Source organism: Pseudomonas sp. TE12508 (assembly GCF_056279485.1).
The window spans coordinates 234543-254901 of the sequence record NZ_JBWCCN010000010.1 but is presented as its reverse complement, the minus strand read 5'-3'; the positions used below and the strand labels follow the sequence as shown (position 1 = coordinate 254901).

Sequence of the window (20359 nt, the reverse complement as noted above, 5' to 3'; positions counted from 1 at the left end):
TCCCACGGATCTGTACTGCGTCAACAGTCAGAATCGGGCTTTGTCCCTCCTCCTCCCTTCAAGTCCCAGCATACAAGCGGGCTTGCTCGCGAAGACGGACCTCAGCCAACATCATTGTTGAATGTTGAACCGCTTTCGCGAGCAAGCCCGCTCCCACAGGGTCATGCAGTGTTAATCAGTTTTGTTGAAACGCTTGTATCCAGTTTGTGCGACGAAACATCACAATTTGTATCTGACCATAGGTCGCCAGACCATTTCGTGGTTAACTTCGGCCTCGTCAAAATTCTCTACATCAACGTTCAGAAGGACTCCGTTCATGGCTCAAGTCACTCTTAAAGGCAACCCGGTTCAAGTCAACGGCCAACTGCCACAAGCCGGTTCCAAGGCGCCAGCCTTTTCCCTGGTTGCCGGCAATCTGTCGGACGTGACCCTGGCGAGCTTCGCCGGCAAGCGCAAAGTGCTGAACATCTTCCCAAGCGTCGATACCCCGACCTGCGCGACTTCGGTTCGCAAGTTCAACGCCCAGGCCAGTGATGTCGCCAACACTGTCGTGCTGTGCATCTCCGCTGACCTGCCGTTCGCTCAAGCTCGCTTCTGCGGCGCCGAAGGCCTGGAAAACGTACAGAACCTGTCCACCCTGCGCGGTGCCGAGTTCATCGAGAACTATGGCGTTGCCATCGCTGACGGCCCGCTTAAAGGCCTGACGGCCCGTGCCGTCGTGGTTCTGGATGAAAACGACAACGTTCTGCACAGCGAACTGGTCAAGGAAATCGCTGAAGAACCGAACTACGAAGCGGCACTTGCCGTTCTTAAATAAGTAAAGCATTACAATTGTTAACGGCCTGGCACTGTCCAGGCCGTTTTCATTTGTGCTTCAGTGTCTTAGATAAACCTCCTGTTACGTAAGCCGAAGGTAAATTGCCGGTAAAGGCGCTTTGCTTCAGACCCGCCAGTGCTTATCGTTCAGCCTCATGTAAAAAAGCCCACGCGCCCAATGGTTGATCACTCAATGCAATCCTCCGCTTCCCGTAGTCCCCGTCGCTGGCTGTTTGGCCTGCTTGTCCTGTTGGTCATCGCCGCTGTGTGCTGGAAATTCTGGCCCGGCGGCGCTGCGCCGAAAGAAGGTACGGGGCAGAAAGCCGTTGCCGGACACACCGGTCGGTCGGGGGGGATGCGTCCGGGGTTCGGCGGGGCGACCGGGCCGGTCCCGGTGCGTGTGGCGCCAGCGGTCAAAGGCGATTTCCCGCTGTATTACAAGGCGCTGGGCACCGTGACCGCGCTGAACACCATCAATGTGCGCAGCCGGGTGGGCGGCGAACTGATCAAGGTTTCGTTCGAAGAAGGGCAAATGGTCAAGGCGGGCGACCTGCTGGCCGAGATCGATCCGCGTCCTTACCAGAACGCCTTGCTCCAGGCTGAAGGCACCTTGCTGCAGAATCAGGCACAACTGAAGAATGCCCAAGTCGATGTCGAGCGCTATCGCGGCCTGTACCGCGAAGACAGTATCGCCAAGCAAACCCTCGACACCGCCGAAGCACTGGTCGCCCAGTACCAGGGCACGGTCAAGACCAATCAGGCGGCGGTCAACGACGCCAAACTCAATCTGGAATTCACTAAAATTCGCGCGCCGATCGCCGGGCGCGTGGGCCTGCGTCAGCTGGACGTCGGTAACCTTGTGGCGGCCAACGACACCACGGCGCTGGTGATCATCACCCAGACTCAACCGATCAGCGTCGCATTCACCTTGCCGGAAAACAGCCTGGACACCGTACTGGCCCGCTATCGCACCGGTGCCAAGCTGCCCGCCGAAGCCTGGGACCGTGGCGATACCAAATTGCAGGCCACTGGCGTGTTGCAGAGCCTGGACAACCAGATCGACGTCACCACCGGCACCCTGAAATTCAAGGCCCGCTACGAGAATCGCGATCAAGCGCTGTTCCCCAACCAGTTCGTCAACGTCCACTTGCTGGCCGACACCCTCAAAGGTGTGGTGCTTGCCCCTTCGGCAGCGATCCAGTTCGGCACCAACGGCACGTTCGTCTATGCCATGGATGGCGACAAGAAGGTCACCATCCGCCAGTTGAAAGTCGGCGCCAGTGACGGTGACAACACGGTGATCACCGAAGGCCTGGTCGCTGGTGATCGGGTGGTGCTGGAAGGCACCGACCGCCTGAAAGAAGGCAGCGAAGTGGAGGTCGTCAACGACAGCAAGGATGTGCCGACCACCCCGACCGAACACCTGCAAGGCAAATCGGCGGCCGATGCGACTGAACCCGCGACCACCGACAAGGCGAAAAAGGGCGGCGCATGAACATCTCGCGGCTGTTCATCCTTCGCCCGGTCGCCACGACCCTGAGCATGCTGGCCATTATTCTGGCCGGTGTGATCGCTTATCGGCTGCTGCCGGTGTCGGCATTGCCCCAGGTCGATTACCCGACCATTCGCGTCATGACGCTCTATCCCGGCGCCAGCCCGGATGTCATGACCAGCGCCGTGACGGCGCCGCTGGAGCGTCAGTTCGGGCAGATGCCCGGGCTGACCCAAATGGCATCCACCAGTTCCGGCGGCGCCTCGGTGCTGACCCTGCGGTTCAGCCTCGACATCAACATGGACGTCGCCGAGCAGCAGGTGCAGGCCGCGATCAACGCCGCGACCAATTTGCTGCCCAAGGATTTGCCGGCACCGCCGGTGTACAACAAGGTCAACCCGGCGGACACCCCGGTGCTGACGCTGGCTATCACCTCAAAAACCATGCTGTTGCCCAAACTCAATGATCTGGTCGACACCCGCATGGCGCAGAAAATCGCCCAGATCAGCGGCGTCGGCATGGTCAGTATTGCCGGTGGCCAGCGTCAGGCGGTGCGGATCAAGGTCAATCCCGAGGCCCTGGCGGCCAACGGCCTGAACCTGTCGGACGTGCGCACGTTGATCGGTGCCTCCAACGTCAATCAGCCCAAGGGCAATTTCGACGGCCCGACCCGGGTGTCGATGCTCGACGCCAACGACCAACTGACGTCACCCAAGGACTACGCCAACCTGATCCTCGCCTACAGCAACGGCGCGCCGTTGCGGCTCAAGGACGTGGCGCAGATCGTCGACGGCGCCGAGAACGAACGTCTGGCGGCATGGGCCAATGAAAACCAGGCCGTGCTGCTGAACATCCAGCGTCAGCCCGGCGCCAACGTCATCGAAGTGGTCGATCGGATCAAGGCCTTGCTGCCGAGCATCACCGACAACCTGCCGGCCGGTCTCGAAGTCACTGTGTTGACCGACCGTACCCAGACCATTCGCGCCTCGGTCACCGACGTGCAACACGAATTGCTGATCGCCATCGCGTTGGTGGTGATGGTCACGTTCCTGTTCCTGCGGCGGGCCAGCGCCACGATCATTCCGTCGGTGGCCGTGCCACTGTCATTGATCGGCACCTTTGGCGTGATGTACCTCGCGGGGTTCTCGGTCAATAACCTGACCCTGATGGCGCTGACCATCGCCACCGGTTTCGTGGTGGACGATGCGATCGTCATGCTGGAGAACATTTCCCGATACATCGAAGAGGGCGACAGCCCGCTGCAAGCGGCCCTCAAGGGCGCCAAGCAGATTGGCTTCACCCTGATTTCCCTGACCCTGTCGCTGATCGCGGTGTTGATTCCGCTGCTGTTCATGGCGGACGTGGTGGGGCGGTTGTTCCGCGAGTTTGCGATCACCCTGGCGGTGGCGATCCTGATTTCCCTTGTGGTATCCCTGACCCTGACGCCAATGATGTGCGCGCGGCTGCTCAAGCGTGAGCCCAAGGAAGCAGAACAGGGCCGGTTCTATCGCTCCAGTGGCGCCGCAATTGATTGGATGATCGCGGCTTACGGGCGCAAGTTAAAGTGGGTTCTCAAGCACCAACCGCTGACACTGATGGTGGCCATCGGCACGTTGGCGTTGACCGTGTTCCTGTACATGGTGGTGCCCAAGGGCTTCTTCCCGGTGCAGGACACCGGGGTGATCCAGGGTATTTCCGAGGCGCCGCAGTCGATTTCCTTTGCGGCGATGAGCGAGCGGCAGCAGGAACTGGCCAAGGTGATCCTGGCCGATCCGGCCGTCGAGAGCCTGTCGTCCTACATCGGGGTCGATGGCGACAACTCGACGCTGAACAGTGGCCGGCTGCTGATCAACCTCAAGTCCCACAGCAATCGCGACCTGAGCGCCACCGAAGTGATTGCGCGTCTGCAACCGGAACTGGACAAGCTGATTGGCATTCGCCTGTTCATGCAGCCGGTGCAGGACCTGACCATCGAAGATCGGGTCAGCCGCACGCAGTACCAATTCAGCATGTCCTCGCCGGATTCCGAGTTGCTCAGCCTGTGGAGCGGGCGTCTGGTGGAAGCGCTGGCGCAACGGCCGGAGCTGACTGATGTTGCCAGCGACTTGCAGGACAAGGGCTTGCAGGTTTATCTGGTGATCGACCGTGATGCGGCGTCGCGGGTCGGCGTATCAGTGTCGAACATCACCGACGCGCTGTACGACGCCTTCGGTCAGCGGCAGATTTCCACCATTTACACCCAGGCCAGCCAATACCGCGTGGTGCTGCAATCGCAGTCCGGCGAGAAGATCGGCCCGGATGCGCTGAACCAGATTCACGTCAAAACCACCGATGGCGGTCAGGTGCGCCTGTCCAGCCTGGCGCATGTCGAGGAGCGCCAGGCGCAACTGGCGATCACCCACATCGGCCAGTTCCCGGCGGTGATGATGTCCTTCAACCTGGCGCCCGGCGTGGCGTTAGGGCATGCGGTCGAGATCATCGATCAGGTGCAGAAAGACATCGGCATGCCGATTGGCGTGCAGACTCAATTCCAGGGCGCGGCCGAAGCGTTTCAGGCGTCGCTGTCGAGTACCTTGCTGCTGATTCTGGCGGCGGTGGTGACCATGTACATCGTGCTTGGCGTGCTCTACGAGAGCTACATTCACCCGATCACCATTCTCTCCACCTTGCCCTCGGCGGCGGTCGGCGCGTTGCTGGCGTTGCTGTTGAGCGGCAATGACCTGGGGATGATCGCGATCATCGGCATCATTTTGCTGATCGGCATCGTGAAAAAGAACGCGATCATGATGATCGACTTCGCGCTTGAGGCGGAACGCAATCAGGGCATGGACCCGGAAACGGCGATCTATCAGGCCGCGCTGCTGCGCTTCCGGCCGATTCTGATGACCACATTGGCCGCGTTGTTCGGCGCGGTGCCATTGATGCTGGCCACCGGTTCCGGCGCGGAGCTGCGCCAGCCTTTGGGTCTGGTGATGGTCGGTGGCTTGCTGGTGAGTCAGGTGCTGACGCTGTTTACCACGCCTGTCATCTACTTGTACTTCGATCGGTTGGGACGCCGTTTCGGCAAGTCCGACGCCCAAGAGGTGGCGGTATGATGGCGTCGGGCGGCAAGCTGTGGCGAGGGGGCTTGCCCCCGTTGGGTTGCGAAGCAGCCCCCAACTCTCTCAGATACCAAAAATCTTGTGAGTGCTATGCACTCAAACGGGGGCAAGCCCCCTCGCCACAGTTCGCTCCCACAGGGGTGGATGTCGGGAGCTGGCGTCGATGAACCTGTCCGGACCTTTTATCAAGCGCCCGGTCGCAACGATGTTGTTGAGCCTGGCGATCATGCTGCTGGGCGGTGTGAGCTTTGGCCTGTTGCCGGTGTCGCCGTTGCCGCAGATGGACTTCCCGGTGATCGTGGTCCAGGCGAGCCTGCCCGGTGCGAGCCCGGAGGTCATGGCCTCGACCGTGGCCACGCCACTGGAGCGTTCCTTCGGCGCCATCGCCGGGGTCAACACCATGAGCAGTCGTTCCAGCCAGGGTTCGACGCGAGTGATTCTGCAGTTCGACCTGGACCGCGACATCAACGGCGCGGCGCGGGAAGTGCAGGCGGCGATCAACGCCTCGCGCAACCTGCTGCCCAGCGGCATGCGCAGTATGCCGACCTACAAGAAGGTCAACCCGTCCCAGGCGCCGATCATGGTGCTGTCGCTGACCTCGGACGTGCTGGAAAAAGGCCAGCTCTACGACCTCGCCTCGACGATCCTGTCCCAGAGCCTGTCCCAGGTGCAGGGCGTGGGGGAAGTGCAGATCGGCGGCAGTTCGTTGCCGGCGGTGCGCATCGAACTCGAACCCCAGGCACTGAACCAATACGGCGTGGCGCTGGACGACGTGCGCAACACCATCGCCAACGCCAATGTGCGCCGGCCCAAGGGCTCGGTCGAAGACGGCCAGCGGCTGTGGCAGGTGCAGGCCAACGATCAACTGGAAAAGGCCAAGGACTACGAGTCGCTGATCATTCACTACGCGGACGGCGCGGCCTTGCGCCTGAAGGATGTGGCCAAGGTCAGCGACGGCGTCGAGGACCGCTACAACAGCGGGTTCTTCAATGACGACGCGGCGGTGTTGCTGGTGATCAACCGCCAGGCCGGCGCCAACATCATCGAGACGGTCAACGAGATCAAGGCGCAATTGCCGGCGCTGCAGGCTGTGCTGCCGGCCAGCGTCAAGCTGAACCTGGCGATGGACCGTTCGCCGGTGATCAAGGCCACCCTGCATGAAGCGGAAATGACTTTGCTGATTGCCGTGGCGCTGGTGATTCTGGTGGTGTTCCTGTTCCTCGGTAACTTCCGCGCCTCGCTGATTCCGACCCTGGCGGTACCGGTATCGCTGGTGGGCACGTTTGCGGTGATGTACCTCTACGGGTTCTCCCTGAACAACCTGTCGCTGATGGCGCTGATTCTGGCCACCGGGCTGGTGGTGGACGACGCCATCGTGGTGCTGGAGAACATTTCCCGGCACATCGACAAGGGCGTACCACCGATGAAGGCCGCCTACCTCGGGGCCCAGGAAGTCGGCTTCACGCTGCTGTCGATGAACGTCTCGCTGGTGGCGGTGTTCCTGTCGATCCTGTTCATGGGTGGGATCATCGAAAGCCTGTTCCGCGAGTTTTCCATCACCCTGGCGGCGGCCATTGTGGTGTCGTTGCTGGTGTCGCTGACGCTGACGCCGATGCTCTGCGCACGCTGGCTCAAGCCGCACACGCCGGGGCAGGAAAACCGCCTGCAGCGCTGGAGCCAGCGGACCAACGAGTGGATGGTCGGCAAATACGCCACCAGCCTTGACTGGGTATTGCGTCACCGTCGGCTGACCCTGCTCAGTCTGTTCGTGACGATTGGCGTGAACATCGCGTTGTATGTCGTTGTTCCTAAAACTTTCTTGCCCCAGCAAGATACCGGCCAGTTGATCGGTTTCGTGCGCGGCGACGACGGGCTGTCATTCAGCGTGATGCAGCCGAAGATGGAAATCTTCCGCCGCGCCGTGCTCAAGGATGAGGCGGTGGAGAGCGTCGCCGGGTTCATCGGTGGCAACAATGGCACCAACAACGCCTTCATGCTGGTGCGGCTCAAGCCCATCAAGGAACGCAATCTGTCCGCGCAGAAAGTCATCGAACGCCTGCGCAAGGAAATGCCCAAGGTGCCGGGTGCGCAATTGATGCTGATGGCAGATCAGGACCTGCAATTTGGCGGCGGCCGCGAGCAAACCTCCTCGCAATATTCCTACATCCTGCAAAGCGGCGATCTCGGCGCGTTGCGCGAGTGGTATCCGAAAGTCGTCACCGCCCTCAAGGCGCTGCCGGAACTGACGGCAATCGACGCACGCGAAGGCCGTGGCGCCCAGCAAGTGACCCTGATTGTCGATCGCGATCAGGCCAAGCGTCTGGGCGTGGACATGGACATGGTCACCGCGGTGCTGAACAACGCCTACAGCCAGCGGCAGATTTCGACGATCTACGACAGCCTCAACCAGTATCAGGTGGTGATGGAGGTCAACCCGAAATACGCCCAGGATCCGATCACGCTCAAGCAGGTGCAGGTGATCACCGCCGACGGTGCGCGGATTCCGTTGTCCACCATCGCGCACTATGAAAACAGTCTGGAAGACGACCGGGTCAGCCACGAAGGCCAGTTCGCTTCGGAAAGCATCGCTTTCGACATGGCCGAAGGCGTGACGGTGGAGCAGGGCTCGGCGGCCATCGAGCGGGCGATTGCCAAGGTTGGTTTGCCGGAAGACGTCATCGCGAAAATGGCCGGTACCGCCGATGCGTTCGCCGCGACCCAAAAGAGCCAGCCGTGGATGATTCTCGGCGCGCTGGTGGCGGTGTATCTGGTGCTGGGCGTGCTGTATGAAAGCTACATTCACCCGCTGACCATTCTCTCGACCTTGCCGTCGGCCGGGGTCGGAGCGTTGCTGTCGATCTATGTGCTGGGCGGCGAGTTCAGCCTGATCTCCTTGCTCGGGCTGTTCCTGCTGATTGGCGTGGTGAAGAAGAACGCGATTCTGATGATCGATCTGGCGCTGCAACTGGAACGGCATCAAGGCATGGAGCCGCTGGAATCGATCCGCAGCGCTTGTCTGCAACGGCTGCGACCGATTCTGATGACCACCCTGGCGGCAATTCTTGGCGCCTTGCCGTTGCTGCTGAGTCGTGCCGAAGGTGCGGAAATGCGTCAGCCGCTGGGCCTGACCATCATCGGCGGGCTGGTCTTCAGCCAAGTGCTGACGCTTTACACCACCCCGGTGGTTTACCTCTATCTCGACAATCTGCGCCATCGCTTCAACCACTGGCGTGGGGTGCGTACCGATGCTGCTCTGGAAACTCCGCTATGACTGACCGTTCGCTTATCAACCTGGCTGCACCGCTGATCACGGCGCTGTTCACGGCGCAGCGCTCGCGTTTGCTGAGCCTGTCGCTGTGCGTGGCGATGCTCAGTGCCTGCGCCATCGGCCCGGATTACCAGCGCCCGCAAGCGGCTGCGCCGGCACAGTACAAGGAAGCGGCTGGCTGGCGTCAGGCCAACCCCAGCGATTCTCTGGCCCGTGGTGCCTGGTGGGAGCTGTATGGCGATCAGCAGCTCAACGGCCTGATCGAAAAACTCAACAGCGCCAACCAGACCGTCGCCCAGTCTGAAGCCCAGTACCGCCAGGCCCAGGCTTTGGTGCGCAGTGCCCGGGGTGCGTTTTTCCCGACGGTGGACCTGACCGTCGGGAAAAACCGTTCCAGCCAGGGCACCGGTAGCAGCAGTTCGAGCCTGAGCAGTTCCTCCAGCGGTATTCGCGACACCTACACCGCGCAGGCCGGGGTCAGCTGGGAAGCAGACGTCTGGGGCAAATTGCGCCGAGGCCTGGAAGCCGACACGGCCAACGCCGAGGCGAGTTTTGCCGACCTGGCGGCGATGCGCCTGAGCCAGCAATCGGAACTGGTGCAGAACTATCTGCAATTGCGGGTGATCGACGAACAGAAACGCCTGCTGGAAGCGACGGTCGAGGCCTATCAGCGTTCGCTGACCATGACCGAAAACCAGTACCGCGCGGGCGTCTCCGGCAAGGACGCAGTGGCCCAGGCCACCACTCAGCTCAAAAGCACTCAGGCGGAGATGGTCGACCTGATCTGGCAGCGCGCGCAGTTCGAGAACGCCATTGCCGTATTGATTGGTCTACCGCCAGCCGAGTTCAGCCTGGCTGAAACCCAAGACATCCCGGCATTGCCGCAGGTGCCGCTGAGCCTGCCCTCGCAGTTGCTGGAACGCCGCCCGGACATCGCCTCCGCCGAGCGCTCGGTGATGGCCGCCAACGCCAATATCGGCGTGGCCAAAGCCGCCTACTACCCAGACCTGACCCTGAGCCTGAACGGCGGTTATAGCAGCAGCACCTCTAACAACTGGATCAGCGTGCCGAACCGCTTCTGGTCGGTCGGCCCGCAACTGGCCATGACCCTGTTCGACGGTGGGCAGCGCTCGGCGGAAGTCGATCGTAGCGAAGCGGCCTATGACGAAACCGTCGCTAAATACCGCCAGACCGTGCTCGACGGCTTCCGTGAAGTGGAAAACTATCTGGTGCAGCTCAAGGTGCTGGAAGACGAAGCCAAGGTGCGTCAGGAAGCCCTGGAGGCGGCGCGCGAGTCCTTGCGTTTGACCCGGAATCAGTACCGGGCCGGGCTGATTGCCTATCTGGATGTGGTGGTGGTTCAGGCCACTGCATTGAGCAATGAGCGCAATGTGCTGAGCTTGCTGCAGAGCCGCTTGATCGCCAGCGTGCAATTGATCGCCGCACTGGGCGGCGGGTGGGACGGGCAGCTTCAGGTGAGTGACAAGCAATAGCACAACCCCTGTGGTGAGGGAGTTTGCTGTGGTGAGGGCTGTTGTGGCGAGGGGGCTTGCCCCCGTTGGGTCGCGAAGCGGCCCCCTACATTTTTCAGATATACCGAGTTGCCTGGACTTGCGACTGCTGCGCAGCCGAACGGGGGCAAGCCCCCTCGCCACACATCATCTTGATGGCCTTTTGATGACTTTGTGAGTGCGTTCGTCCGCGGAATCAGTACAATCGCCGACTTTGCTCCCCGAGAATGAACGCAGCACGGCGGGGGCTGTCGCGAGAAGTCCCATGCTCATTGGTAGTTATTCCCTTACGCTGGTTTTCATATCGCTTTGTGTGGCGATACTTGCCTCTTATACCGCGCTCGACCTCACCGGTCGCATCGCCACGGCCACAGGCCGGGCGGTGCATCTGTGGACGGCGGGCGGCGCTTTTGCGATGGGGATTGGCGTGTGGTCGATGCATTTCATCGGCATGCTCGCATTCACATTGCCGATCGATCTGGGCTACGACGTTACCCTTACGGCGCTGTCGCTATTGATCGCGGTCCTGTCCTGCGGTTTTGCCTTGTGGCTGGTCAGCCAGCCACAACTGCCGGCCTGGCAACTGGCGTTCGGCGCGCTGGTGATGGGCGCTGGCATCAGTGCGATGCATTACACCGGCATGGCCGCCATGCGCATGCAGCCGGGCATCGATTACGACCCTGCTCTGTTTAGCACCTCGCTGCTGATCGCCGTCGGCGCGTCGGGCGCGGCGTTGTGGATCGCTTTCCGCCTGCGTCGGCAGGCGCCCTATGTTCGCCTGATCCGCGGCGGTGCTGCGGTGATCATGGGCATCGCCATCGTCGGCATGCACTACACCGGCATGGCCGCGGCACGCTTTGCCGACGGCAGTTTCTGTGGCGCGGCGGCCGACGGCTTGAACGGCAAGGGCCTGGACAACCTGGTGCTGATCACAACCCTCGCGGTGTTGAGCATCGCCTTGCTGACCTCGATCCTCGATGCGCGGCTGGAGGCTCGCACCGCGGAGCTCGCCCAATCACTGACCGAGGCCAATCGCGAACTCACCCAGCTGGCGCTGCACGACACCCTGACCGGGCTGCCAAACCGTGTGTTGCTGGCCGACCGTATCGATCAGGCGATGTCGAGGGTGCAGGAGCAGGGTGGCTGTTTTGCGTTGATGTTCATTGATCTGGATGGTTTCAAACCGGTCAACGATGCTTTTGGGCACCACATGGGCGACCAGTTGCTGCGTGAGGTCGGCCTGCGCTTGCGTGAAGATTTGCGTAGCCAGGACACCCTGGCGCGGATCGGCGGCGATGAGTTTGTGTTGCTGGTGCAACTCGCCGAGCCGAATGACGCGCTGAACCTGGCGGCGCGACAGGTGGGGCTGATCGCGCGCTCGTTCCGGGTGGCGGAACATGACTTGCAGATTTCTGCCAGCGTCGGCATCGCGCTCTATCCGGGCAACGGTCAGACCGCCGAGGAGTTGCTGATGAACGCCGACGCGGCGATGTACCACGCCAAGGGTGCCGGGAAAAACGGCCACAGCTTCTTCGACGCCTCGATGAACAGCAACGCGCGCAAACAGCTACAATTGCTTCAGGACTTGCGCAACGCCCTGGATCAGCAGCAATTCAGCCTCTATTACCAGCCCAAGTTCGACGCCGGCCATGGCCGACCGGTGGGTGCCGAGGCGTTGCTGCGCTGGGAACACCCGACCCAGGGCATGCTTGAGCCGGACAGCTTCATCGATCTTGCGGAGAAGACCGGGCTGATCATTCCGATCGGCGAGTGGGTGCTCAATGAAGCCTGCCGTCAGATGCGCGAGTGGTACGTGCTCGGTTACACCGACTGGCGCATCGCGGTGAACCTCTCGGCCTTGCAGTTCTGCCACGCCGGGTTGGTCCAGAGCGTCGCCAAGGCCCTGGCCACTCATCATCTTCCGGCCAACAGCCTGACCCTGGAAATCACCGAAACCACCGCCATGAGCGATGCCGACGCGAGCATGACGGTGCTGCAGGAACTCTCGGATATGGGCGTCGACCTGTCTATCGATGACTTTGGTACCGGCTATTCGAGCTTGATGTACCTCAAGCGCCTGCCGGCCAATGAACTGAAGATCGACCGGGGTTTCGTCCGCGATCTGGAACACGACAGCGACGACGCGGCCATCGTCTCGGCCATCGTCGCCCTCGGCCAGGCCTTGGGCTTGCGGATTGTCGCCGAAGGGGTTGAAACCGATGTCCAGCAAGACTTCCTGACCCAGTTGGGCTGCGACTCGTTGCAGGGTTACCTGCTGGGGCATCCGCTGCCGGCCGATCGCTTCATGGCCGATATTCACCGTGGGGAGCAATTGGCTACTGGCTGAAATCGGGCAGCTTATTGGGGGCAGACCTGTGGCGAGGGAGCTCTGTGGCGAGGGGGCTTGCCCCCGTTCGGCTGCGAAGCAGTCGTAAATTCAGGCAACTCGGTCTGAAAAATCGAAGGGGGGCCGCTTCGCGGCCCAACGGGGGCAAGCCCCCTCGCCACGGAGCCCCCTCACCACAGGCTGTCGTCATTGGAATTGACGCAGATTCATGCAAAACCCGCCGATGGCGGTTATTCTTGGCCCCGACTGCTTACGCTTGAAACGGGGGAATGCCAGCATGGACAAAGTCATCGTCATCACCGGCGGCAGCCGCGGAATTGGCGCCGCCACGGCCCTGTTGGCCGCAGAGCAGGGCTATCGGATCTGTATCAACTATCAGTCCGACGAACAGGCGGCGCACAGTGTGCTGGAACAAGTCCGCGCACTCGGCGCCCAAGCCATTGCGGTACGCGCCGATGTCAGCATCGAAGACGAAGTGATCGGTCTGTTCCACCGCGTAGACACCGAACTCGGTCGGGTCACGGCGCTGGTGAACAACGCCGGCACTGTCGGGCAAAAGTCGCGGATCGACGAAATGTCCGAATTCCGTATTCTGAAAATCCTCAAGACCAACGTCCTGGCGCCGATCCTCTGCGCCAAACACGCGATCCTGCGCATGTCGCCCAAACATGGCGGGCAGGGTGGCAGCATCGTCAATGTGTCGTCGGTCGCAGCCCGCCTGGGCGCCCCCAGCGAATATGTCGACTACGCAGCGTCCAAAGGCGCGCTGGACACCTTCACCATCGGCCTGTCCAAGGAAGTGGCGGGCGAGGGGATTCGCGTCAACGCCGTGCGGCCGGGTTACATCTACACCGATTTCCATGCATTGAGCGGCGATCCGGACCGGGTCAGCAAACTGGAGTCGGCGATCCCGATGGCCCGGGGTGGGCGGCCGGATGAAGTGGCGGAGGCGATTGTGTGGTTGTTGTCGGATAAGGCTTCTTATGCGACCGGGACTTTCGTCGACTTGGGAGGCGGGCGTTAATTTTTAAGGTTGACGCCGTCTGTTCTGGCTTCATCGCGAGCAGGCTCGCTCCCACAGAGGATCGGTGTGAACGCATCATTTTGTGAATACCACCGAACCCTGTGGGAGCGAGCCTGCTCGCGATAGCAATCTTTCAAACGACATCAAACTTTCAGAACGACCGCACAATCCGCCCCAACGTCTCCATCGCCTTCTCCGAATCCTCAGTCCACGGGCTCCCGTAATTCAACCGAATGCAATTCCTGAACCGCTGGGTCGGTGAAAATATCGGCCCCGGGGCGATGCTGATCCCTTGCGCCAGCGCCATCTGAAACAACTTCAACGAATCCATCTGCGGCGGCAGTTCCAGCCACAGAAAGTACCCTCCCGCCGGCTGACTGACGCGGGTCTGGGCCGGGAAGTAGCGGGCGATGGCGGCGAGCATGGCGCTTTGCTGTTCTTCCAGGGCGTAGCGCAGTTTGCGCAGGTGCCGGTCGTAGCCGCCGTGTTGCAGGTAGTCGGCGATGGCGGCCTGGGCGGGCATCGAGGCGCAGAGTGAGGTCATCAGTTTCAGGCGCTCGATCTTCTGCGCATAACGCCCGGCCGCGACCCAGCCAATGCGATAACCGGGGGCCAGGCTCTTGGCGAACGAACCGCAGTGCATCACCAACCCTTCGGTGTCGAAAGCCTTGGCTGGTTTCGGTGCCTGTTGCCCATAGTAGAGCTCGGCGTAGACGTCGTCCTCGATCAGCGGCACTTGGTGACTGCGCAACAACTCCACGAGTTCCTGCTTCTTCGCCTCGGGCATGGTCGCGCCCATCGGGTTCTGGAAACTGGTCATGCACCAACAGGCTTTGATCGGATGCCGTTCCAGCGTCTGGGCGAGCACGCCGAGGTCAATGCCGTCTCGCGGGTGCACGGGAATTTCCACCGCTTTGAGCTTCAGCCGTTCCAGCACTTGCAGGCTGGCGTAGAACGCCGGGGCTTCGATGGCCACCAGATCGCCGGGTTCGGTGACCGCTTGCAGGCACAGGTTCAAGGCTTCGAGGGCGCCGTTGGTGATCAGCAGTTCTTCCATGGGCAACATCAGCCCGCCGACCATGTAGCGCAGGGCGATTTGCCGACGCAGTTGCGGGTTACCCGGCGACATGTCGGTGACCACCATGCGCGGGTCCATTTCCCGGGCGGCACTGGCCAGTGAGCGGGACAACCGCTGCAGCGGGAACAGCGTGGGGCTGGGGAAGGCCGAGCCGAAGGGCACGGTGTTCGGGTCCTTGATCGAGTCCAGCACCGAGAACACCAGTTCGCTGACGTCGACTTCGGTGGACTCGTTGACCTGGCTGCTGATCACCGGCTCCGAAAACGGGCTCGGTGCATGGGTATTGACGAAGTAGCCGGAGCGCGGCCGGGCGCGGATCAGACCACGGCGCTCAAGCAGGTAATAGGCCTGGAACACCGTGGACGGGCTGACCCCGTAAGTCTGGCTGGCATAGCGCACCGATGGCACCCGCTGGCCGGGACCGAGGACGCCGGAGCGGATCAGTTCAGCGATGTCGTCGGCGAATTTTTCGTAGCGTTTCATTTAAGTCCCGGTTTGGAGCGCGCTATTGGGCAAATGGAGCTTTATGTGGCGAGGGGGCTTGCCCCCGTTGGGTTGCGCAGCAGCCCCTTCATTTGTTCATACAAGAGAATCTGGCATGCAGGTTTTACGACTGCTTCGCAGCCGAACGGGGGCAAGCCCCCTCGCCACAGGACAAAGGATTGCATCTTAATGGCTCAACGGTTCATCGGTGCAACAAACCGGCTCTTGGCCACGCTGTTGATGTCCGGCTCATCGCTGTCGACAATCTTGAAACTGATGGTCTGCGAGCTGCTGCTCGGGCGATCCGTGGTCATGGCCACCGATACCGGCACGTCGACGATCTCTCCGGGGGCCAGGCTCAGTTCAGTCTTGCCTTGCAGCTGGAAGCCATCGCCATCGACCAGCGTCAATCGATAATCCTGACGTTGCTGGGTCTTGTTGATGACCTTCAAGCTGTAGATGTTTTCGATCTGGCCTTCACTGTTCTCGCGGAACAGGCCACGGTCCTTGCTCACGTCCAGCGACACCATCGGCCGTTCCACCAGCGCCAGGGCGAGGGCGCCGATCATTACCAGTAGCACGGCGGTATAACCGATCAGTCGCGGCCTCAGAAGATGGGTTTTGCCGCCCTGCAGTTCATGCTCCGAGGTGTAGCTGATCAGCCCACGGGCGTAGCCCATTTTGTCCATGATCGAATCGCAGGCGTCGATGCACGCGGCGCAACCGATGCATTCCATCTGCAAACCGTCGCGGATGTCGATGCCGGTCGGGCAGACCTGCACGCACAATTGGCAATCGATGCAATCACCCAGTCCGACCTCGGTGGGTTTGACGTCGCGTTTTCGCGGGCCACGGTTTTCGCCGCGGGCCACGTCATAGGAAATGGTCAGGGTGTCCTTGTCGAACATCACGCTCTGGAACCGCGCATACGGGCACATGTGCATGCACACTGCTTCGCGCAACCAACCGGCATTGATGTAAGTGGCCCCGGTGAAGAACAGCACCCAGAACAGGCTGACACCGCCGATTTGCAAGGTCAGCAGTTCTTCGGCCAGTGGCCGGATCGGTGTGAAGTAGCCGACAAAGGTCAGGCCAGTGAGCAAGCTGATCGCCAGCCACAGGGTGTGTTTGGCCGAGCGGCGGATCAGTTTGTTCAGGCCCCAAGGCGCGGCTTGCAGCTTGATTCGCTGGTTGCGCTCGCCTTCGGTGATCTTCTCGCACCACATGAAGATCCAGGTCCAGGAACTCTGCGGGCAGGTGTAACCGCACCAGACCCGGCCTGCGAACACGGTGATCGCAAACAGGCCGAACGCAGCAATGATCAGCAGCGCCGACAGCAGAATGAAATCCTGTGGCCAGAAGGTCGCGCCGAAGATGTGGAATTTGCTTTCGGAAAGGTCCCAGAGCACTGCCTGGCGGCCCCCCCAGTTCAGCCACACGGTGCCGAAGAACAGCAGAAACAGAACCCCCGCGCCACTCATGCGCAGGGTGCGGAACACACCCGTGAAGCTGCGGGTATGGATCAGGTTGTCGCTGGATTTGGCCTTTATCTTTGGATGCAAAGGCTCATTGCTTTTTAAAAATGGGGCATTTTCAACGGTTCGGACGGGGATTCTATCGCTCATGGTCTTTCGCTCATCAGCCTCCATCAGGCCTGAGCACTATGACCAGCGATCTGTTTGCATAACAGACTCAGCTAAAGCAATAAAAAGCGGATCAGATGAATTTCTGGCACCCGCCTGCGACAACTTGATGCATCCGCAACGGCTGGCCGCAAACGCCTATGCCAGGTGTTTGCGGCGTGTGTTGATGCGGGTCAGTCAAATCACCGAATCACTGTCCGTGGCCTTCAAATGCCGGCGACTGTCCACTGCGCCTGCTACGGTCAATGCATCGGCTTCTGCTTCGGTGATGTAGATGCGCTGGCCGTCAAGGTCCACCGCCGACATGGATTTTTCCGCGTCGGTGATGATAGTCACGTCGGGGCAAAGACGAATTTCTTCGCCGTTCCTGGTGATGAAGAAGCAGGTCTGGTTTTCGATGTGCACGGTCATGGGGGGGCCCTTTTTTTGCAGGTTCTAGATCGTTAGGACGCATCCGCCGCTCATCGTTCTGTGCAACCGATTAATGGTGGGGGCGGTCCATCCTCTATCGAGTCATTACATCATCACAAGGACTGCGCCATGGACGCTTGGTGGCACGAGGTTTGGGTGACGCTGCAAGCGGAGTTCGCCGACATTGGCGATGCTTCACAACTGACGCGCATTACCGTGCGCTTGCTGATGGCCGCCGTGCTGGGCGGCATTCTCGGTTTCGAACGTGAACAGAAGGGCAAGGCCGCCGGGGTTCGCACCCATATGCTGGTGGCGCTGGGCGCGGCGCTGTTTGTGCTGGTGCCGCAGATGTCGGGGTCCCAGGCCGATGCCATGAGCCGGGTGGTGCAGGGCGTGATCGCCGGCATCGGCTTTCTCGGTGCCGGGACTATCCTGAAAAACACCGATGGCGACGAGGGTCATGTCAAAGGCCTGACCACCGCCGCCGGTTTGTGGATGACGGCGGCCATTGGTGTTTCGGCCGGGATGGGCCGCGAGGCGACGGCTGTGTTCAGTACGTTGCTGGCGTTGGTGATTCTCGGTGTGATGCCGGTCGTGGTGCGCCAGCTGGAAAAGGAACGCCCCCCGCGCGACTGATCACTCAGGGGTGACGATTTCCGGTGGCTGGACGGTTGGTGGCTCTTCGCGCGGTGGCGGGTTGGTGCCCGGCGGATCCTGTTCAGGGACGGGGGCGGGTTCGGTCGGCGGTGTTGGCTGTATCGGCGGTACCGTCGGCTCATCGATGTTCGGATCAGGTGTCTCGGCCGGGATTGGAATACTCATCGATACAGTCTCCAGTGGCAGATGGCGTGAGTCGTGCTTAAGTTGGTTGACCCGTACACAGGGAATTTGATTCCCCGAAAGACTTGGCAAATCCCTCTGAACTTTTACCGGCGCCTGCTGTTCGGAACTTAAGTGAGTTCATGTCGGGGCAGACCGCTTCGTGTGAACGACGACCAGGCACAAGAGCGTCCTTGGGGCGTTAAGGAGAGATGCTCGATGACCGCTGAAAAACCCACAGAGTTGAGCTACAACCCGCATATACCGCTGTCGCAGGCGTTACTGCTACCGCGGATCGTGATCGAAAACACCATGCCGACCCTCGATGGCGGGCAATTCGCCGTTAAAGCCGTGATTGATCAGGACGTGGTGGTGACCAGCAAGGTGTTTGCCGACGGTCACGACAAACTGGCCGTGTGCATCCGCTGGCGTGCCGAGGGCGACGAAACCTGGCAGAGCGAGGTGATGGCCGAGCTGGGCAATAACGGCTGGCAGGGCCAGTTTCGTGTGCAGAAGCAGGGCCGTTATGTGTTCTGCCTCGAAGCCTGGATCGATCAGTTCGCCAGCTTTTGTTATGAACTGAAAAAAAAGCACGACGCCGGCGTCTCGGTCAGCCTGGAATTGCAGGAAGGGCGCACCCACGTCCAGCAGGCAGCCGAACGCTCTGAAGGCCCGCTCAGTGAACAACTGGCGGCGTTGCACCATGAGCTGTCCGGTCTGCTCGAAACCGAGCAGGTCGCCTTGTTTCTGCACCAACGCAGCGCGGACTTGATGGCCCAGGCCGACCATCGCCCCTTCCTGAGCCTGAGCCCTGAATACCCGGTGGATGTGGAGCGAGATCTGGCACAGTTTGCCAGTTGGTATGAATTGTTTCCGCGTTCGATCACCGACGATCCGGCCCGCCATGGCACTTTCAACGACGTGCATTCGCGGCTGCCGATGATCCAGGACATGGGCTTCGACGTGCTGTACTTCACGCCCATCCACCCGATCGGCCGCAGCTACCGCAAAGGCCCGAACAATTCGTTGATCGCCGGCCCGGACGACCCGGGTAGCCCTTACGCTATTGGCAGCGAAGAGGGTGGGCATGAGGCGATTCACTCGGAACTGGGTACTCGCGAAGATTTTCGCCGGCTCGTCGCGGCCGCCGCGGAGCACGGGCTGGAAGTCGCCCTCGACTTTGCGATTCAGTGTTCCCAGGACCACCCGTGGCTCAAACAGCACCCGGGCTGGTTCAACTGGCGGCCGGACGGCACGATCAAATACGCCGAGAACCCGCCGAAGAAATACCAGGACATCGTCAACGTCGATTTCTATGCCGTGGACGCGATTCCCGGCCTGTGGATCGAATTGCGCGACATTGTCGTGGGCTGGGTCAAGGAGGGCGTGAAGCTGTTTCGCGTCGACAACCCTCACACCAAACCGTTGCCGTTCTGGCAGTGGATGATCGCCGATGTGCGGGCGCTGTATCCCGAGGTGATCTTCCTGGCCGAAGCCTTTACCACCCCGGCGATGATGGCGCGTCTGGGCAAGGTCGGTTACTCCCAGAGCTACACCTATTTCACCTGGCGCAACACCAAGACCGAGCTGGCGACTTATTTCACCGAACTCAATGAGTCGCCGTGGCGTGAATGCTACCGGCCGAATTTTTTCGTCAACACGCCGGACATCAACCCGGCGTTCCTGCATGAATCCGGGCGCGCCGGTTTTCTCATCCGTGCCGCGCTGGCGACCATGGGTTCCGGGCTGTGGGGCATGTATTCGGGGTTTGAACTATGTGAAGCGGCACCGGTACCGGGCCGGGAGGAATACCTCAATTCCGAGAAGTACGAAATCCGCCCACGAGACTTCAATGCGCCGGGCAACATCATTGCCGAAATCGCCCAGCTCAACCGCATCCGCCGGCAGAACCCGGCGCTGCACACGCACTTGGGCCTGAAGGTCTACAACGCGTGGAACGACAATATTTTGTACTTCGGCAAACGCAGCGTCGACGGCAGCAATTTCATTCTGGTGGCGGTCAGCCTCGATCCGCATCACGCCCAGGAGGCAAACTTCGAATTGCCGCTGTGGGAAATGGGCCTGCCCGATGATGCCGTCACTCAGGGCGAAGACATGATGAACGGCCACCGCTGGACCTGGCACGGCAAGTACCAGTTCATGCGGATCGAGCCGTGGCATCTGCCGTTCGGGATTTGGAGGATTACTACTTCTTGACCGTCATGATAGTTCCCACGCTCTGCGTGGGAATGCCGCCCTGGACGCTCTGCGTCCGCCGCTGTGACGCAGAGCGTCACTGGATGCATTCCCACGCAGAGCGTGGGAACGATCTAGGCCAAGGCGTTCTCTAGTATCAACAGGAGTTA

13 protein-coding genes are annotated in these 20359 nt (G+C 61.0%); 9 read left to right on the top strand and 4 right to left on the bottom strand.

Annotated features, from left to right (window positions below; all coding sequences use genetic code 11):
* Positions 1-316: 316 nt before the first annotated feature.
* The 7 genes from tpx (at position 317) to ACZ9IM_RS16125 (ending at position 13559) form a co-directional block, all read left to right on the top strand.
* On the top strand, positions 317-817 hold the full coding sequence (gene tpx, locus ACZ9IM_RS16155) for a thiol peroxidase (protein WP_476224457.1): 501 nt from the start codon (positions 317-319) through the stop codon (positions 815-817).
* Between the two features lie 177 nt (positions 818-994).
* Positions 995-2311 carry an MdtA/MuxA family multidrug efflux RND transporter periplasmic adaptor subunit gene (locus ACZ9IM_RS16150; protein WP_476224456.1) on the top strand — a complete coding sequence of 439 codons (1317 nt, stop codon included), beginning with the start codon at positions 995-997 and terminating at the stop codon, positions 2309-2311.
* Positions 2308-5403, top strand: coding sequence for an MdtB/MuxB family multidrug efflux RND transporter permease subunit (locus tag ACZ9IM_RS16145; protein ID WP_476224455.1), 3096 nt, complete (start codon positions 2308-2310; stop codon positions 5401-5403). The genes ACZ9IM_RS16150 and ACZ9IM_RS16145 overlap by 4 nt, the downstream gene beginning before the upstream one ends.
* A gap of 169 nt (positions 5404-5572) precedes the next feature.
* A complete protein-coding gene (locus ACZ9IM_RS16140) occupies positions 5573-8680 on the top strand; it encodes an efflux RND transporter permease subunit (protein ID WP_476224454.1) in 3108 nt (1035 codons plus the stop codon).
* A complete protein-coding gene (locus ACZ9IM_RS16135) occupies positions 8677-10170 on the top strand; it encodes an efflux transporter outer membrane subunit (RefSeq protein WP_476224453.1) in 1494 nt (497 codons plus the stop codon). Before ACZ9IM_RS16140 ends, ACZ9IM_RS16135 begins: the two co-directional genes overlap by 4 nt.
* Before the next feature lie 283 nt (positions 10171-10453).
* A complete protein-coding gene (locus ACZ9IM_RS16130; protein ID WP_476224452.1) occupies positions 10454-12535 on the top strand; it encodes a putative bifunctional diguanylate cyclase/phosphodiesterase in 2082 nt (693 codons plus the stop codon).
* Positions 12536-12812: 277 nt separating this feature from the next.
* Entirely contained in the window at positions 12813-13559 is a 747-nt protein-coding gene (locus ACZ9IM_RS16125; protein WP_008069154.1) for an SDR family oxidoreductase, read from the top strand.
* A gap of 151 nt (positions 13560-13710) precedes the next feature.
* Here ACZ9IM_RS16125 and mapR read toward each other — a convergent pair whose 3' ends face one another.
* From mapR to ACZ9IM_RS16110, 3 genes are all read right to left on the bottom strand, one after another.
* Positions 13711-15120, bottom strand: coding sequence for a GntR family transcriptional regulator MpaR (gene mapR, locus ACZ9IM_RS16120; protein ID WP_008069156.1), 1410 nt, complete (start codon positions 15118-15120; stop codon positions 13711-13713).
* Positions 15121-15314: 194 nt separating this feature from the next.
* A complete protein-coding gene (gene ccoG, locus ACZ9IM_RS16115; protein ID WP_476224451.1) occupies positions 15315-16745 on the bottom strand; it encodes a cytochrome c oxidase accessory protein CcoG in 1431 nt (476 codons plus the stop codon).
* A 195-nt stretch (positions 16746-16940) separates the two neighbouring features.
* Complete coding sequence (locus ACZ9IM_RS16110) at positions 16941-17174, bottom strand: DUF3203 family protein (RefSeq protein WP_427627845.1); 234 nt, start codon at positions 17172-17174, stop codon at positions 16941-16943.
* A gap of 129 nt (positions 17175-17303) precedes the next feature.
* Here ACZ9IM_RS16110 and ACZ9IM_RS16105 point away from each other — a divergent pair, with 129 nt between their 5' ends.
* A complete protein-coding gene (locus tag ACZ9IM_RS16105; protein ID WP_476224450.1) occupies positions 17304-17810 on the top strand; it encodes an MgtC/SapB family protein in 507 nt (168 codons plus the stop codon).
* Here ACZ9IM_RS16105 and ACZ9IM_RS16100 read toward each other — a convergent pair whose 3' ends face one another.
* On the bottom strand, positions 17811-17996 hold the full coding sequence (locus ACZ9IM_RS16100; RefSeq protein ID WP_476224449.1) for a hypothetical protein: 186 nt from the start codon (positions 17994-17996) through the stop codon (positions 17811-17813).
* Between the two features lie 216 nt (positions 17997-18212).
* On the opposite strand from ACZ9IM_RS16100, the gene ACZ9IM_RS16095 reads away from it, so the two are divergent.
* Complete coding sequence (locus tag ACZ9IM_RS16095; protein ID WP_476224448.1) at positions 18213-20210, top strand: alpha-1,4-glucan--maltose-1-phosphate maltosyltransferase; 1998 nt, start codon at positions 18213-18215, stop codon at positions 20208-20210.
* The last annotated feature ends 149 nt before the right edge of the window (positions 20211-20359 follow it).

What these genes read in the sequence shown, in the direction of transcription:
- tpx (WP_476224457.1), top strand. Translation starts at nt 317, where the DNA reads ATGGCTCAAGTCACTCTTAAAGGCAACCCGGTTCAAGTCAACGGCCAA.
- ACZ9IM_RS16150 (WP_476224456.1), top strand. Translation starts at nt 995, where the DNA reads ATGGTTGATCACTCAATGCAATCCTCCGCTTCCCGTAGTCCCCGTCGC.
- ACZ9IM_RS16145 (WP_476224455.1), top strand. Translation starts at nt 2,308, where the DNA reads ATGAACATCTCGCGGCTGTTCATCCTTCGCCCGGTCGCCACGACCCTG.
- ACZ9IM_RS16140 (WP_476224454.1), top strand. Translation starts at nt 5,573, where the DNA reads ATGAACCTGTCCGGACCTTTTATCAAGCGCCCGGTCGCAACGATGTTG.
- ACZ9IM_RS16135 (WP_476224453.1), top strand. Translation starts at nt 8,677, where the DNA reads ATGACTGACCGTTCGCTTATCAACCTGGCTGCACCGCTGATCACGGCG.
- ACZ9IM_RS16130 (WP_476224452.1), top strand. Translation starts at nt 10,454, where the DNA reads ATGCTCATTGGTAGTTATTCCCTTACGCTGGTTTTCATATCGCTTTGT.
- ACZ9IM_RS16125 (WP_008069154.1), top strand. Translation starts at nt 12,813, where the DNA reads ATGGACAAAGTCATCGTCATCACCGGCGGCAGCCGCGGAATTGGCGCC.
- mapR (WP_008069156.1), bottom strand. Translation starts at nt 15,120, where the DNA reads ATGAAACGCTACGAAAAATTCGCCGACGACATCGCTGAACTGATCCGC.
- ccoG (WP_476224451.1), bottom strand. Translation starts at nt 16,745, where the DNA reads ATGAGCGATAGAATCCCCGTCCGAACCGTTGAAAATGCCCCATTTTTA.
- ACZ9IM_RS16110 (WP_427627845.1), bottom strand. Translation starts at nt 17,174, where the DNA reads ATGACCGTGCACATCGAAAACCAGACCTGCTTCTTCATCACCAGGAAC.
- ACZ9IM_RS16105 (WP_476224450.1), top strand. Translation starts at nt 17,304, where the DNA reads ATGGACGCTTGGTGGCACGAGGTTTGGGTGACGCTGCAAGCGGAGTTC.
- ACZ9IM_RS16100 (WP_476224449.1), bottom strand. Translation starts at nt 17,996, where the DNA reads ATGAGTATTCCAATCCCGGCCGAGACACCTGATCCGAACATCGATGAG.
- ACZ9IM_RS16095 (WP_476224448.1), top strand. Translation starts at nt 18,213, where the DNA reads ATGACCGCTGAAAAACCCACAGAGTTGAGCTACAACCCGCATATACCG.